The sequence below is a fragment of the Actinomadura keratinilytica genome, assembly GCF_039539665.1.
GTDB lineage: Bacteria > Actinomycetota > Actinomycetes > Streptosporangiales > Streptosporangiaceae > Spirillospora > Spirillospora keratinilytica.
On the sequence record NZ_BAABDO010000086.1, the window covers coordinates 14,007 to 28,694 of the forward strand.

Below are 14,688 nucleotides of genomic sequence, written 5' to 3' on the forward strand. Positions count from 1 at the left end.
GTGTTGTCCGGCGATGTCGTAGTTTGTCAGGCTTGTGGTTGACCAGCATCTTTGTACCGTGAAGGGGGTACCTCTTTAGGATCCACGGGGGTTCGACCACCGGCACCGGCGGCGGGCCCCGTCGGGATCACCCATCAGACGACGCGCCGACCGGTGCGTTCCCCGCTGACAGTCAAGGAGTGCCAACACGTGACATTGGTGAACGACGCGGCTCCCGCGGTGCGATCCACCGGTCGCAAGTTCCGCGCCTTCACGGCCAAGCATCTCGACGAGCTCACCGCGCGCGCGGGGCTGACCCCTGAGCAGCGGCTCGCCACCCGGGCCGTGGCCACGGTCCTGCCCTTCCGGACCAACGCCTACGTCGTCGAGGAGCTCATCGACTGGTCCGCAGCCCCGGACGATCCCATCTACCGACTGGTGTTCCCGCAGCCGGACATGCTCCCGGCCGAGGACGTCGCGCACCTGAGCGACCTGCTGCGCCGCGACGCCCCCAAGGCGGAGATCGACGCGGCCGCGCACGCCGTCCGCATGCGCCTCAACCCGCACCCCGCGGGCCAGATGGAGCTGAACATCCCCAGCTTCGGCGACGGCAAGATCCCCGGGCTCCAGCACAAGTACGACGAGACCGTGCTGTACTTCCCCAAACAGGGGCAGACCTGCCACGCCTACTGCACCTACTGCTTCCGGTGGGCGCAGTTCGTCGGCGAGCCCGACCTGAAGATGGCCGGCGACGACGCCCTCCAGCTGCGCGACTACCTCAAGGCGCACCCGGAGGTCACCAGCGTCCTGTTCACCGGCGGCGACGCCATGATCATGGGCGAGCCGGTGCTGCGCCGCTACGTCGAGCCGCTGCTGGAGCTGGAGCAGCTGGAGTCGATCCGGATCGGCACCAAGGCCTTGGCCTACTGGCCGCAGAAGTTCGTCACCGACCCCGACGCCGACGCCCTCCTGCGGCTGTTCGAGCAGGTCGTGGAGTCGGGCAAGAACCTGGCCTTCCAGGCGCACTTCACCCACCCGCGCGAGCTGGAACCGCTGGTCGTCACCGAGGCGGTGCGCCGCATCCGCGGTACCGGCGCGGTCATCCGCACCCAGGCCCCGCTCATCCGCACCATCAACGACGACGCCCGCGTCTGGGAGAGCATGTGGCGGCAGCAGACCCGCATGGGCATGGTGCCGTACTACATGTTCGTCGAGCGCGACACCGGGCCGCAGGACTACTTCGCCGTCCCGCTGGCCCGTGCCGTGGACATCTTCCGCGACGCCTACAGCAACGTCGCCGGCATCTCCCGCACCGTCCGCGGCCCGTCCATGTCCGCCACGCCCGGCAAGGTGTGCGTGGACGGCGTCGCCGAGGTGGCCGGCAAGAAGGTCTTCGTGCTGCACTTCATCCAGTGCCGCGACGCGAGCCTGGTCAACCGGCCCTTCTTCGCCGAGTACGACCCCGAGGCGGTGTGGCTGGACGATCTCAAGCCCGCCTTCGCCGACCGCTTCCCCTTCGAGCGGTAGTACGCGCGCCCCTGGCGGGCCGGTTCACCCGAACCGGCCCGCCGCGGTCTGGCGCGGGGCGCGCACCAGCACCGCCGCCGCGGCCGTCGACGCCGCCCCGAACAGGGCCATCACCATGCCCGGCGGCAGCACCTCGCCGAGCGCCCCGGCGGCCGCGACGCACGCCGCCTGGCCCGTGATCACCCCGATGTTCGCCAGACCGAGCGCCTGGCCGCGCACGTCCTGCGGCACCGCGTCCAGGAACCTGCGCTGCAGGCCCAGCTCGTAGCTCAGCCCGAACGCCGCCAGCGCCGCCAGAACGCACGCCGCCGCCACGCCCGGCCGCGCCGCGAACCCCAGCAGCGGCAGGCCCATCGCGGCCGCCAGGGGCGGCGCGAGCCGCTCCCGGTCGCGCGCACGCCCGACCACCAGGTTGCCCGCCAGCATCCCGGCGGCGAAGGAGGCGAGGACGGCGCCCGCCGCGTCCGGGCGCCCCAGATGCGCCGTGTACGGGATCACCACGCCCTCGGACCCGACCGCCAGCGAGATCGGCAGCCACTGGGCGAGCAGCAGCCCCCGCGTCCCGCGGTCGGCCAGCAGCAGTCGGTTGACCCGCCACGTCTCCCGCACCGACGCGCCGTCCGCGGCCTTCCTCGGCGGCCGCCGGCGCACCCCCGCCCGCGCGCCCGCCGCCGCCAGAAGGGAACTGCCCGCCGCCAGCCACAGCGCGCCCTCCGGGCCGACCGCCAGCAGCAGCAGTCCGCCCACCGCATGCCCGCCGATCTGCGCCCCCGCCGCCGTCATCGTGAACACCGACCGGCCCAGCACATAGCCGTCACCGGGCAGCAGGTCCGGCAGCACGGCCGTCACCGCGGCCGTCGCCACCGGAGCGAACAGCCCGGCCGCCGCCGTCACCGCGATCGCCGCCGCCGGCGGCAGACCCAGCGCCGGCAGGGCCGTCACCCCCGCCCGCAGCACGTGGAAGCCCACCAGCAGCGGCCGCGGCGGCACCCGGTCGGCCAGCGACAGCAGGAACGCGCCGCCGACCACGTACGGCAGCATCCCCGCCCCGTAGGCCAGGGCGGACACCAGCGCCGACCCCGTCTCCTCGTACACCAGGACCGACAGCCCGAGCATCCGCACCGCGTCGCCCACGACGAACAGCGCGTGCAGCGCGAACAGCACCCGGAACTCGCCGACCCCGAAGACCGCGCGATACGACATGCGAGCGATCGTCACGACGCGTCCTCGCAGGGGCTAACGTTTCGCTCAGGAGCGAAACGATGATCGAAATCGAGGTCGGCCCGGGGGACATCGCGGCCAGCCGCTTCGCCCTCGCCCCGCTGATCGAGGTGCACACCGCCCTCGGCGTCCTCGTCGGCCGCGTCCCGCCCGGCCACCTGCGGTCATGGGCGTCCCGCGCCCGTACGGCGTTCGCCGGGCTCATGGACGACCCAGCCGTGCGCGCCCTGGCGCACCTGGGGCGCAACCGCGGCTACGTCGCCGACTTCGTCTCCCCGCCCCCGAACCGCCCGAACCCCGCCATCGGCGAGCAGCTGGCGCAGGTCCGCGCCACCCCGCCCGACCTGGCCCGCGCCGAGATCGACCGCAATCTCGCGGGACTGCCCGACCCCGACCCGCAGGTGCGCGCCGTCCTGTCGGCCCCCGACATGGTGGACCTGCTGGCGGCCGCCCTGGAGAAGGTCTGGACGGCCCTGATCGCCCCCGACTGGCCCGTCCTGCGCGCGATCCTCGACCAGGACCTGGTCTACCGCGCCGGGCGCCTGGCCACCTACGGCTGGGGCGCCGCCCTGGACGACCTGTCGCCCCGCGTCCGCTGGCGGGCCGACCGCGGCGTCATCGAACTGGCGGGCCTGCTCGCCTCCGGCCGCTACCGCCTGGCCGGGGCGGGCCTGCTGTTCGTCCCCACGGTCTTCTCCGACCTCGGCGCCCAGCTCGAACGCGACTGGCCCAACACCCTCTTCTACCGCGCGCGCGGCCTGGCCGCGCTCTGGGAGAGCCGTCCGCCCCCGCCGCCCGACGCCCTCGGCCGCCTGCTCGGCCGCACGCGCGCCCGCCTCCTGCTCGCCCTGGCCGCCCCCGCCACCACGACGCAGCTCGCCGCGCGGCTGGACGCCAGCCTCGGCGGCACCGCCGGGCACCTCGCCGTCCTGACCGCCTCCGGCCTGGTGACCAAGACCCGCACCGGACGCGCCGTGCTGTACCGGCGCACCCGGCTGGCCGACGCCCTCATCGCCGCCGGCGGTGCCGGCCCGGATGAGGACGTCGGCCCCTGAGCACGGCGGGCGGTCAGGCCATGGCCTCGGCCTCATCGCGGGTGCGGGCCGGGTCGGTGCCCGGCTTGTAGGCGGGCGCGGTGGGGGCGCCGGTCGTGCCGCCGGCGACCCTGGCCTGCGCCTGGCGGAACTCCTTGATCGGGCCGATGAGGGACTGGGCGCCGTTGAACAGCAGCCGCAGGGCGGCGCGGCGGGCCTCCCGCTCGACGGGGTTGGGCGGCCGGTGCATGACCATCCGGGCGGCCCAGTCCGGAAGGGTGTCGCGGATGGCCCAGTCCATGAACGGGCCGGTGAGCAGCGTGGTGGAGGTGTCGCGCAGGTTCGGCCCGGTGCGGGCGGCGTGGCCGGGGGTGACGGCCAGGCGGGGCAGGGCCTCCTTGAGGCATCCGAGGGTCTCGGCCTTGGTGGTGGGCAGGTCCGTGCCGCCGAGCGCGTGGCCGACGCGGACGAACTCGCCGTAGTAGCGGTCCAGGTCCTTGCCGCGCAGCGGACGGGGGTGGTAGCGCTCGTGCGCGGTGGCCAGCCCCCATACGACGGTGGCGTAGTTCCAGCGCAGCCACTGGGGGTCGTCGGCGTCGTAGGGGAGGCCGTCGGGGCGGGTGCCCTTGACCGTGTGGTGCATGGCGCGCACGGTCCTGGCGAGGCGTTCGGCGGTCGCGGTGGAGCCGTAGGCGGTGCCGATGAAGAACGACAGCGAGTGCCCGAACCGCACGGCGGCCCCTTCGGGGTCGATCTCGCCGGTCGGCTTGCCGTCGGAGCCCCTGGCGGTGAGCCGGGAGTGCTGGACGCCCATCCAGTAGATGCTGGGGTCGAGGCCTTCCAGGAAGGCCGCGCACGCCAGCCCGAAGGACAGCAGCGGCGTGTGGGAGTGCACGTACCACACCGCGCTGCCGGGGCCGAACCAGCCCGGGTCGCCCTCGGGGGTGGCGAATTCGAGTCCTCTGAAGAAGCGGGATCGCACCTGGGTGTCGAAGTGGCGTTCGAGGCGTGCGGCGAGGGTCCGGGCGAGCTTGCGGTGGGGCAGGGTGATCATGGCCGGCTCCCAAGTCTGGCTACAGGTGTATCCAGAGTAGGGCAATTCTGGCCACAGGTGTAGCCAGATTTGCGCGGATAGGCTGGGCCGGTGGCGAACGAGACGCAGACCGCGGCGACCCGCTGGGCGGGCGTCCCCCTGGCCGCCCGGCGCGACGAGCGCCGCGCCCGGCTGGTGGAGGCGGCGTTCGAGCTGTTCGGCACCCAGGGCGAGGCGGGGGTGTCGGTGCGCGCGGTGTGCCGCGCCTGCAACCTGCACGCCCGCTACTTCTACGAAAGCTTCTCCGACACCGGCGAACTGCTCGGCGCCGTCTACGACAGGGTCGCCGCGGAGCTGTCCGAACGGCTCCTGGCGGCGCTGGAGGCGGCCGGCGACGACCTCGCGGAACGCACCCGGGCCGGCATCCGCACCGTGCTGGACTTCAGCTCGGCCGACCCGCGCCGGGGCCGGGTGCTGTTCACCGAGGCCCGCGCCAACCCCGTGCTGGCCGCCCGCAGGCAGGCCACGCAGACCGCGCTGATGGACGAGGTGCTGGACCAGGAGGCCCGGACGCGCCCCGCCGTCGATCCGCGCCTGGCGCGGGTGGGGGCCGCCATGTTCACCGGTGCGATGGTGGAGCTCGCCCAGCAGTGGCTGGCCGGCAGCCTGGGCGACGACCTGGACGCCGTCGTCGACCACGCCACCCTGCTGATGGCCCCCCACCTCCCGTGACGGCGCGGCCCCTGCGAACCGCGGGCGCGGTCAGCTGCCGAGGCCGTCGTCCACGGTGGCGTTCTCCGGGGCGAGTTCCACACCGGCCGCGGCGGCCTGCTGGGCGAGCAGGACGGCGAAGTCCTCGTCGACGTGGCCGGCGTCCACGAGGGACCGGACGAGCCGCGCCGTCAGTTCGACGACCGGCATGGGGACGTCCAGGGTCCGCGCCGCCGACAGGCCCAGGTCGAAGTCCTTGTTCAGCAGCGGCGGGGTGAAGGTGGGCGTGAAGTCGAGGTTGACGAACGCGGGGGTCTTGTAGCGGGTGAACACCGAGCCCAGCACGCTGCTGTTGAGGAATTCCAGCACGGCGTGGCGGGGGACGCCGCCCTTCTCCGCCAGCACGGTGATCTCCGCCAGGCCCTGCGTCAGCACGCCCAGCAGCAGGTTGTGCGCGATCTTCACCAGGCGGGCGGAGTCGCCGTCGCCCATGTAGCTCACCGAGCCGCCGATGCGGGCGAGCAGGGGCGCCACGCGGTCGTAGGCGTCCCGGGGCCCCGACACGGCGATGGCGAGCCGCCCCGAGCGGACGGCGCCGGGGTTGCCGCTGACCGGCGCGGCGAGGAACGCCGCTCCCCGGTCGGCGCACGCCCGGCGGGCGGCGGCCGACGTCTCCGGCGACACCGTCGAGCAGTCGACGACGACGTCCGGCACCGGGCCGATGCCGGTGAGCAGCCCGTCGTCGCCCGTCAGCACGGCTTCGAGGGCCGCGTCGTCGCTGAGCATGGTGAACACGACCGGTTTGCCGCGCAGTTCGGCGGGCGAGCCGGCGAGGGCCGCGCCGCGGTCGCGCAGCGGCTCGGCCTTGGCGAGGGTGCGGTTCCAGACGGTCAGGGCCGCACCGGCATCGGCCAGGCGTTCGGCCATGGCGGTGCCCATGCGGCCCGTTCCGATCCAGCCGATGTCCATGTCCGCTCCTTGTCCGCTCCCGGTTAACATGTCGGCGGCCAGGGGGCCTCGGTCTCGTGCACGAACCAGACGCCCGCCGCGGGGATGTCGCCGTCGTTGTGGTAGCGGTGCGGCGTGACCGACGGGAACGACACCGAGTCGCCCGGCCGCATCCGGTGGGTGTCGAAGCCCAGCGTCAGGGTCAGTTCCCCCTGGATGAGGTACCCGTGCTCGACTCCGCCGTGGCGCATGAGCTTGCCGGACGCGGACGACGACCCGCCCGGGGCGTAGGTGACGAGCAGGAAGTCCACGTTCGTGCCGGGGACGTGCCCCAGCCGTTCCCACGTCACCCCCGACTCCAGCTCCAGCACTTCGCGTTCCCCGTGCCGCATCACCGGCCCCGGGCCGGGCGCCTCGGCCGCAGGGGGCGTCGCGTTCTCGGCGCCGGCGGCCCCGTCCGGCTGCGGGACCGCGCCGCCCAGGCAGACGCCGGCCGGCCCGCGCGGCGCGGCTGCGGTTCCGTCGCGACGCGGGTCGGTGGGGGCGGGCGGCGCGGGTTGGGGGGCGGCGTCGAAGACGTCTTCCAGGGAGATGCCCAGGGCCTGGGTGATGGCGTAGAGGGTGCTGACGGACGGCTGGCTCTTGCCCGTCTCGATCTGCGACACCATGCTCGCGGACACCCCGACCGCGCGCGCCAGGGCGCGCAGCGTCACGCCGCGCTTGAGGCGCTCCTCGCGGATGCGCGCGCCCACCGGCGGAATCGACATCGGCCATCCCCTCCGGGCAGAGCGTACAAGTGTTAAGCCTGTATTGACAAACGTGTTCACTAATACTTGATTAAAGGTGTAGAAGTGGAGGTGACCGGCGCTGACCGCGGGGCGGGCGCGGGCTGCGTGCCCTCGTTCACCGACGCGGGCCCCGGCCGCGTCCGTCGGCTGGAGACCCGGGCACCGCAACCGCCTTCGCGCCATTCCTGTGGATCCATCCGCGACTGAGAGCCGCTGCGCGGCGAAGGAGTGACCTCATGACGACCATCCTGATCGTGGGCGGCACCTCCGGCATCGGCCGCGAGATCGCCCGGCACCACACCGCCACCGGCGCCGAGGTGATCATCACGGGGCGGGACGCGTCCCGCGCCGCCACCGCCGCCAAGGAGATCGGCGACGGCGTCCGGAGCCTCGCCCTGGACCTGGCCCGCCCGGCCGAGATCGCCCCCGCGCTCGCCGACGTGGAGCATGTGGACCACGTGGTGCTGACGGCGATCGAGCGCGACAGCAACACCGCCGCCGACTACCGGCTGGACGACGCGCAGCGCCTGGCCACGCTCAAGCTCGTCGGCTACACCGAGGTCGTCCACGCGTTGCTGCCGCGTATCAGCCGCGACGGGGCGGTCGTCCTGTTCGGCGGCCTGGCCAAGGACCGCCCCTACCCGGGGTCGACGATGGTGTCCGCCGTCAACGGCGCCGTGGTGGGGCTCGTCCACACGTTGGCCGTGGAGCTGGCGCCGATCCGCGTCAACGCGGTGCACCCGGGCATCATCGGCGACAGCCCGTACTGGCACGACAAGCCCCTCGACGCCGTCGTCTCCCGCACGCCCGGCGGACGCCTCGCCACCATGGACGACGTGGTCGACGCGGTCGCGTTCCTGCTGCGCAACCGCGGCGTCAACGGCGTCAACCTCACCGTCGACGGGGGCTGGCTGCTCACCTGAGCCCGCCCGCGCCGCGCCGGAGGGTTGAGTCGGCGGGCGCCGGATACGGCAGTGGTGTCGCGACGGTGCGGCGCCGCCGCGCGGACCGAGGGGGGCGGACGGATGCCGCTGATCAATGTGAAGCTGATCGAGGGCGTGTTCAGCGCGGAGCAGAAGGCCGAGATCGTGCGGCGGCTGACCGACGCGATGGTCGCCGTCGAGGGCGAGAACATGCGCCCGCTGACCCTGGTGATCGTCGAGGACGTCGCGAGCGGCTCCTGGGGCGTCGGCGGGCGGCCGCTGACCACCGAGGACGTCAAGGCCGTGGCCGCGGGGCAGGCGCCCGGCTGACCGGGCCGTCCCGGGCCGCCGGCGGCCCGGGACGACGACCCGCGGAAACGGGCGGCGGACGGCCGCACCCGGCCAAGCCCGGCGGACGGCGGAAAATGCGATGGCCGGGCCGCGTCCGCGTGCCGATAATGGCGCGATGGGATGGGTGGCACCGGAAGTCGTGCCGGAACGCGGCTGGACACGGCATGCGGCCGGGGACGAACGCGCACTGCTCGACTCCTGGCTCGACTTCCACCGGCAGACGCTCTTGTGGAAATGCGGCGGCCTCACCGAAGAGCAGCTGAAAACGCGCGCGGCCGAACCGTCGGACCTCACGCTGCTCGGCCTCGTCCGCCACATGGCGGAAGTGGAACGCGACTGGTTCCGCTACCGCTTCGCCGGTGAACGGCCCGGATACCTCTACGTCACCGACGACGACATGGACGCCGAGTTCACCGTCGACGGCGCCGACGCCGAGGCCGACTACGCCGCCTATCTCGCCGAGATCGAGGCCGTCCGCCGGACGACCGCCGGACGCCCCCTGGACGAGACGTTCGTCGATCCGCGCCGCGGGGTGGAGATGAACCTGCGGTTCGTCTACACGACGATGATCCAGGAATACGCGCGCCACAACGGCCATGCCGATCTGCTGCGCGAACGCATCGACGGCGCCACCGGCCACTGAACGGCATGGGATATCTCGCCGTTGCCGCCGCCGTGACCGCCCTGTCCGCCGAGAACCGCCATTACACCGCCGAACTGTCCCCCGAATGGCCCGTGTGGGGGCCGCACGGCGGTTACGCGACGGCGATTCTGGTGCGGGTGGCCCTGGCGCATGGCGCCCCGCCCCGCGTCGCGTCGGCGTCGTGCCATTTCCTTTCCGTGGGGCGGTTCGCCCCCGTCGACATCCACGTGACGACCCTGCGCCGCGCGCGACGCGCCGAGTCGCCGCGGTGCTCCATGCGGCAGGACGGCGCCGCGGTGGCCGAGGCGCTGGTGTGGCTCGCCGCCGACGATCGCGCGAGCGGGGGCTGCTCGCCTCGGCCGCGGGGCAGCTGCTCTGCCGCCCCGACCCCGCGTCCCCGCGCTGACGGCCCGGAGACCGCGTGGAGAGCCCCTCACCGGGGCTCTCCACGTCAGGGAGCGGTCAGGAGCTCTCGACCCCGTACAGCGCGACGATCGTGGCGCGGGCCAGGGTGTGGGCGGTGATGTTGAAGCCGACCACGGCGGGCGAGGCGTCGGAGTCCACGCCCAGCGACTCGACGTCCAGGGCGTGCACGGCGAACACGTAGCGGTGCGGGTCGCCGGGCGGCGGGGCGCTCCCGCCGTAGGCCTTGATGCCGTAGTCGTTGCGGGCGTGCACGCCGACCTTGGCGTCCGCGGTGCCCGCGCCGGTGGGCAGCGACGTGACGTCGGCGGGGATGTCGAACAGCACCCAGTGCCAGAAGCCGCTGCCGGTGGGCGCGTCGGGGTCGAAGCAGGTGACGGCGAAGCCGCGGGTCTCGGCGGGGAAGCCGGACCAGCTCAGCTGGGGCGACCGGTTGCCGCCGGTGAAGCCCCAGTCGTCGAACACGTGCTCCTCGCCCAGCCGCTGCCCCTCGGCGATGTCGTCGCTGGTCAGCGTGAACGACGGCACCTGCGGCAGGTAATCGTACGGAAGCGGTGGCTTGGCGGCCATGCGACCTCCTCATCGGTTGATCCGTTTCCCGACCCCATCTGTACCAGGGGTGCCCGCCGCGGGAGGCGCACCGCCCGCAACACGCCGCCCGGAACCCGGAGCGGATCACGGCCCCGGACACGCTTACGGGCCGGGGGCGCACCCGGCCCGTCCGCGAAGATCGTTCGCCGTGGCCGGCTACTTGCCGGTGGCCTCGGTGTAGGCGGAGAGGATCGTCTGCGGGTCGCCGTCCATCTTGATGCGGCCCTCGTCCAGCCAGATGACGCGGTTGCAGGTCTCCTCGATCACGTCGAGGTTGTGGGCGACCAGGAACACCGCGCCGGCGTGCTTGCGCAGCTCGTCGATCTTGGCCTTGCTGCGCCGCTTGAACTTGGCGTCGCCGGTGGCCAGCGCCTCGTCGATGAGCATCACGTCGTGGGTGCGGGCCGCGGCGATGGCGAAGCGCAGCCGGGCCCCCATGCCGGACGAGTAGGTCGACATCGGGTAGTCGATGAAGCCCGGCTTGAGGTCGGCGAACTTGACGATCTCGTCGTAGCGCTTCTTGGTCTCCTCCTGGGACAGGCCCATGGCCAGGCAGCCCAGGATGATGTTGCGCGAACCCGACAGGTCGCGCATGAGGGCCGCGTTGACGCCGAGCAGGGACGGCTGCCCGTCGGTGTAGACGGCGCCGCGGGCCGGGGGCAGCAGCCCCGCGATCGCCTTGAGCAGCGTCGACTTGCCCGAGCCGTTGGTGCCGATCACGCCGATGGCGTCGCCCCGGTAGGCGATGAACGACACCCCGCGGACCGCGTGCACCTCCTTCATCTGCGGCCGGTTCTCCCGCCGCAGGATGCGCAGCAGGGCGGTCGCCGCCGTGCCCTTGCCGCCGCCGGCGCTGTAGACCCGGTAGACGATGTGCAGGCCGTCCACCACGACGATGGGCTCGCGGGTGGGGTCGATGACCACCTCGGGTTGCGCACCGTTCACCGCGATCTTCTCTTTCAGCGCCTTAGCCACGGCCGTACCTCTCCTCCGCACGGTAGAAGTACCAGAACCCGCCGACGAAGGCGACGAGGGCCCACAGCACCGCGTACAGCCACAGGCGGGCGTAGTTGGGGTCGTAGGGGATGAGGTCCTGCCGGAAGCTGCTGATCAGCGCGGTGCGCATCAGCTCGATGTAGACCGCGCCGGGGTTGGCCTCCAGGATGTGCCCGATCCAGGCGTGGCCGTTCTCGTTGAACCGCTGCACCATCCTCGGGATGAAGAAGAACACACCCGAGAAGTAGAGCCACGTCCGGGTGATGAACGGCAGCAGCTGCTGGATGTCGCGCACGAACGCCCCCAGGCGGGCGACGGCCAGGCTGATGCCCACGTTGAACAGCAGCTGGAGCATGAGCACCGGAACGACCAGCAGCCAGTGCAGGGTGGGCAGCTCGCCGGTGGCCAGCACGATCACCAGCAGCACCGCCATGGAGATCAGCAGCTGCTGCAGCTCCATGATCACGTAGGCGAACGGCAGCGAGGCGCGCGGGAAGTGCAGCGCCCGGATCAGCGACAGGTTGTTGCCGACCGACTTGGCCCCGGCGGTCAGCGACCGCTGGGTGAAGGTGAAGACGAAGACGCCCGTGATCAGGTAGGCGGTGAAGTTGTCGATGCCGCGGTTGGTCTGCAGCAGCACGCCGAAGACCAGGTAGTAGACGGCGGCGTTCAGCAGCGGTGTGAGCACCTGCCACAGCTGGCCCAGGCGCGAGGCGGAGTAGGTGGAGGCCGTCTTGGCCGAGGCGAACGCCCAGATGAACGTCCGGCGCTGCCACAACTCCTGGACGTATGCGCGCAGCGGGGGGCGGGCGGCGCTGCGTGTCAGCCCGTGCCGTTTGGCGAACTCGGCCAGGGACTCACCGACCCGTCCGTTCACCTGGGAAGGGTCCGTGATGGTGCCGACCGGCTCGCCACCCGGGGAGCTGAGCCGTTCCGGGTGACTCATGCCGGGAAGCCTATTGCAGTCCGCCTCCTGTGCGGGACGATCGCGCGCATGAAACCCCTGATTTGAGATCTTTGGGAATCATGTCCGACTCCTCGGGGATACCCCGGGCATGCAGGCGAATCACCGCACCACGCCTGGACGGGCGGCGGAGGCCGCGGTCGACGTGCGCGGCGGCGGGATGACCCGGCGGCGGGCCGTCTTCCGGGGCCCGCTGTGGCGCGCCCTGCACCGGCTGGACCGGCGGGCGTTCGACCGGGTCGCCGCCGCCCGGCTGCCCGGCCTGGAGTACGTGCTGCCCGGCCTGTCGCGGGCCGCCGACCACGGGGTGCTGTGGTTCACCGCGGCCGGGGCGCTCGCCCTGACCCGGCGGGCGCGGCTGCGGCGCGCCGGGCTGCGCGGCGCGATCGCGATCGCGGTGGCCGCCCCGGCGGTGAACCTGGTCGGCAAGCACGCCTTCCGGCGCCGCCGCCCGGTCGCGGACCTGGTGCCGCCGGTGCCGCTCCGGGTCCGGCTGCCGACCTCGCCCGCGTTCCCGTCCGGCCACTCGGCGGCGGCGGCCGCCTTCGCGACGGGCGTGGCGCTGGAGGCGCCGGCCGACGTGGCCGCGCCGGTCGCGCTCACCGCCGGCGCCGTGGCGTTCTCCCGCGTCTACACCGGGGCGCACTACCCCGGGGACGTGCTGGCGGGCCTGGGCATCGGCCTGGCGGCCGGGCTCGGCACGCGGCTGATGCGGCCCGCGCGCCCGCCGGTGGCGCGGGGCGGCCCGCACCGCCGCGGAGCACGTCGAGGCCCACCCGGAGGGGCGCGGCGCGGTGGCGGCGGCGAACGCCGGGTCGGGGACGGGCGGCGACGCCGGCGGGGCGCCGGCGCCCACGGCCGCCGAATCGGCCGTCGCGGTGCTGCGGCACGGCGTGCCGCTGCCGCCGATCCCCGGCGGCATCTGGACGACGGGCGGCTCGACATCCGCATGATCACGGCGCATCCGGCCTGAGCCTCCGGGACGCCGCGGGCATGTTTGCCGCGCTGCGGTCGGGTAGGCGTCAGATACGCACATCGGACGATCTTGAGGATTGGCGTCATGGCGACCGGAATCCCACCCAGCGCGCTCAGCGACCAGGACCTGTTGCGGGAACTGGGGCACCTCTACGCGACCCGGATGGACGCCCTGCGGCACGCGGCCGCCCAGGCGTTCGGCGAGCACACGCGGCGGATGAACCAGCTGGAGACCGAGTACCTGCGGCGCCGGCCGTCCCGCGAGGTCGATCCCGCGCGGCTGCGCGAGGGCGCCCGCGCCCGCTGAGGGGCCGCGGGACCGGCGCCCGGGCGTCCAGGCGAAGGGGGGGACGCGTCCATGACGACCTTCGGCTGCTTCCTGGCCTGCGAGGAGCACGAACCCGCGGAGCTGGTCCGGCAGGCGCGGCTGGCCGAGGAGGCCGGGTTCGAAGCGCTGTGGATCAGCGACCACTTCCATCCGTGGCTGGACGAGCAGGGCCACAGCTCGTTCGTCTGGTCGGTGATCGGCGCGCTGTCGCAGGCCGTGTCGCTGCCGGTCACCACGGCGGCCACCTGCCCGACCGTCCGGATCCACCCGGCGATCGTGGCGCAGGCCGCCGCCACCAGCCAGATGCTGCTGAACGGCCGGTTCCGGCTCGGGCTCGGCAGCGGGGAGGCGCTGAACGAGCACATCACCGGCGCGCCCTGGCCGCCCGCCGCCGAGCGCCTGGAGATGCTGGAGGAGGCCGTGGAGGTCATCCGGGCGCTGTTCGGCGGCCGCCAGATCACCCACCGCGGTCGGCACTTCCGCGTGGACACCGCCCGGCTCTACACGCTGCCGGACGCGCCCCCGCCCGTCTACCTGTCCGGGTTCGGCGAGCGGGCCGCGTCGCTGGCCGGCCGCATCGCCGACGGCTTCATGACGGTCAAGCCCGACCCGGACCTGGTCCAGGCGTTCCGCGGCGCCGGCGGGCACGGCAAGCCCATGCAGGCCGGCCTGAAGGCGTGCTGGGGGCAGGACGAGGGACAGGCCGTCAAGATCGCCCACCGGCTGAGCCGCAGCGACTGGATCGACGGCGAGGCCACGCAGATCCTGCCGACGCCGCGGCACTTCGAGCAGATCGGCCGGCTCGTCACCGAGGACGCGGTCCGCGCCAACGTGCCGTGCGGCCCCGACCCGGAACGGCACGCCGCCGCGCTCCGCCCGTACGTCGAGGCCGGCTTCGACGAGATCTACATCAACCAGATCGGCGAACCCGACGGGTTCTTCGAGTTCTACCGCGACCAGGTGCTTCCCCGGCTGCGGTAGCGGACATTCCACGCGCGGACGGTCCAACGCGGACGGATGGCCGCGGCCGGTTGTGCCGCCGGTGAAGCGCGGCTTTCGGCTCGGTAAACCCCGCCGAAGAGCCCGGGCACGCCGCCGTGCACCCGTGTAACGCTTCCCCGGTGCTTTCGGGGAGATGTGGCACGACCATGGTGCCCGGACCACAGGCGGCGCCCGGCCCGCGGGCCCGGCGCGCGCACCGCGTCAGGCGTTCGCGGGGCGTCCGCCGTCCGCGTCCGCTGCGGCGCGCACGG

General features: G+C 73.3%; 17 protein-coding genes. 10 read left to right on the forward strand and 7 right to left on the reverse strand.

All coding sequences use genetic code 11. The annotated features are described in order from the left end of the window. The first annotated feature begins 189 nt into the window (after window positions 1-189). Window positions 190-1,506 carry a KamA family radical SAM protein gene (locus tag ABD879_RS23325; protein ID WP_345023699.1) on the forward strand — a complete coding sequence of 439 codons (1,317 nt, stop codon included), beginning with the start codon at window positions 190-192 and terminating at the stop codon, window positions 1,504-1,506. Window positions 1,507-1,530: 24 nt separating this feature from the next. Here the strand turns inward: ABD879_RS23325 and ABD879_RS23330 are convergent, their stop codons facing one another. Next, window positions 1,531-2,709: an MFS transporter gene (locus ABD879_RS23330; RefSeq protein WP_345023700.1), complete on the reverse strand. Its 1,179-nt coding sequence runs from the start codon at window positions 2,707-2,709 to the stop codon at window positions 1,531-1,533. Window positions 2,710-2,768: 59 nt separating this feature from the next. On the opposite strand from ABD879_RS23330, the gene ABD879_RS23335 reads away from it, so the two are divergent. Next, window positions 2,769-3,782, forward strand: a complete 1,014-nt coding sequence (locus tag ABD879_RS23335) for a helix-turn-helix domain-containing protein (protein WP_345023701.1) — start codon at window positions 2,769-2,771, stop codon at window positions 3,780-3,782. Window positions 3,783-3,795: 13 nt separating this feature from the next. Here the strand turns inward: ABD879_RS23335 and ABD879_RS23340 are convergent, their stop codons facing one another. Further along, window positions 3,796-4,815, reverse strand: coding sequence for an oxygenase MpaB family protein (locus ABD879_RS23340; protein ID WP_345023702.1), 1,020 nt, complete (start codon window positions 4,813-4,815; stop codon window positions 3,796-3,798). Between the two features lie 90 nt (window positions 4,816-4,905). Here ABD879_RS23340 and ABD879_RS23345 point away from each other — a divergent pair, with 90 nt between their 5' ends. After that, window positions 4,906-5,526, forward strand: coding sequence for a TetR/AcrR family transcriptional regulator (locus ABD879_RS23345; protein WP_345023703.1), 621 nt, complete (start codon window positions 4,906-4,908; stop codon window positions 5,524-5,526). Between the two features lie 30 nt (window positions 5,527-5,556). Here ABD879_RS23345 and ABD879_RS23350 read toward each other — a convergent pair whose 3' ends face one another. Next, window positions 5,557-6,474, reverse strand: a complete 918-nt coding sequence (locus tag ABD879_RS23350) for an NAD(P)-dependent oxidoreductase (RefSeq protein ID WP_345023704.1) — start codon at window positions 6,472-6,474, stop codon at window positions 5,557-5,559. 23 nt (window positions 6,475-6,497) lie between these two features. Next, window positions 6,498-7,220, reverse strand: a complete 723-nt coding sequence (locus ABD879_RS23355; protein WP_345023705.1) for a helix-turn-helix domain-containing protein — start codon at window positions 7,218-7,220, stop codon at window positions 6,498-6,500. Between the two features lie 257 nt (window positions 7,221-7,477). Here ABD879_RS23355 and ABD879_RS23360 point away from each other — a divergent pair, with 257 nt between their 5' ends. From ABD879_RS23360 to ABD879_RS33015, 4 genes are all read left to right on the forward strand, one after another. Next, window positions 7,478-8,164, forward strand: a complete 687-nt coding sequence (locus ABD879_RS23360) for an SDR family oxidoreductase (RefSeq protein ID WP_345023706.1) — start codon at window positions 7,478-7,480, stop codon at window positions 8,162-8,164. Between the two features lie 102 nt (window positions 8,165-8,266). Beyond that, window positions 8,267-8,494: a tautomerase family protein gene (locus ABD879_RS23365; protein WP_345023707.1), complete on the forward strand. Its 228-nt coding sequence runs from the start codon at window positions 8,267-8,269 to the stop codon at window positions 8,492-8,494. A 136-nt stretch (window positions 8,495-8,630) separates the two neighbouring features. Next, on the forward strand, window positions 8,631-9,158 hold the full coding sequence (locus ABD879_RS23370) for a DinB family protein (protein ID WP_345023708.1): 528 nt from the start codon (window positions 8,631-8,633) through the stop codon (window positions 9,156-9,158). Between the two features lie 5 nt (window positions 9,159-9,163). After that, window positions 9,164-9,682, forward strand: a complete 519-nt coding sequence (locus ABD879_RS33015) for an acyl-CoA thioesterase domain-containing protein (RefSeq protein ID WP_425549652.1) — start codon at window positions 9,164-9,166, stop codon at window positions 9,680-9,682. Here the strand turns inward: ABD879_RS33015 and ABD879_RS23375 are convergent. The 3 genes from ABD879_RS23375 to ABD879_RS23385 form a co-directional block, all read right to left on the reverse strand. Further along, window positions 9,621-10,151: a YbhB/YbcL family Raf kinase inhibitor-like protein gene (locus ABD879_RS23375; protein ID WP_345023709.1), complete on the reverse strand. Its 531-nt coding sequence runs from the start codon at window positions 10,149-10,151 to the stop codon at window positions 9,621-9,623. The two genes, ABD879_RS33015 and ABD879_RS23375, sit on opposite strands and share 62 nt — an antisense overlap. A 177-nt stretch (window positions 10,152-10,328) precedes the next feature. Beyond that, window positions 10,329-11,117 carry an ABC transporter ATP-binding protein gene (locus ABD879_RS23380; RefSeq protein ID WP_345023714.1) on the reverse strand — a complete coding sequence of 263 codons (789 nt, stop codon included), beginning with the start codon at window positions 11,115-11,117 and terminating at the stop codon, window positions 10,329-10,331. A gap of 22 nt (window positions 11,118-11,139) precedes the next feature. Further along, the gene (locus ABD879_RS23385) at window positions 11,140-12,114 is read right to left on the reverse strand and encodes an ABC transporter permease (protein WP_345023710.1); all 975 of its coding nucleotides are present in this window, start codon (window positions 12,112-12,114) and stop codon (window positions 11,140-11,142) included. A 109-nt stretch (window positions 12,115-12,223) separates the two neighbouring features. Here ABD879_RS23385 and ABD879_RS23390 point away from each other — a divergent pair, with 109 nt between their 5' ends. From ABD879_RS23390 to ABD879_RS23400, 3 genes are all read left to right on the forward strand, one after another. Then, on the forward strand, window positions 12,224-13,105 hold the full coding sequence (locus ABD879_RS23390) for a phosphatase PAP2 family protein (RefSeq protein ID WP_345023711.1): 882 nt from the start codon (window positions 12,224-12,226) through the stop codon (window positions 13,103-13,105). A gap of 87 nt (window positions 13,106-13,192) precedes the next feature. Next, complete coding sequence (locus tag ABD879_RS23395; RefSeq protein ID WP_345023712.1) at window positions 13,193-13,414, forward strand: DUF6158 family protein; 222 nt, start codon at window positions 13,193-13,195, stop codon at window positions 13,412-13,414. Window positions 13,415-13,465: 51 nt separating this feature from the next. Continuing rightward, a complete protein-coding gene (locus tag ABD879_RS23400) occupies window positions 13,466-14,416 on the forward strand; it encodes a TIGR03557 family F420-dependent LLM class oxidoreductase (RefSeq protein WP_345023713.1) in 951 nt (316 codons plus the stop codon). Window positions 14,417-14,688 lie beyond the last annotated feature (272 nt).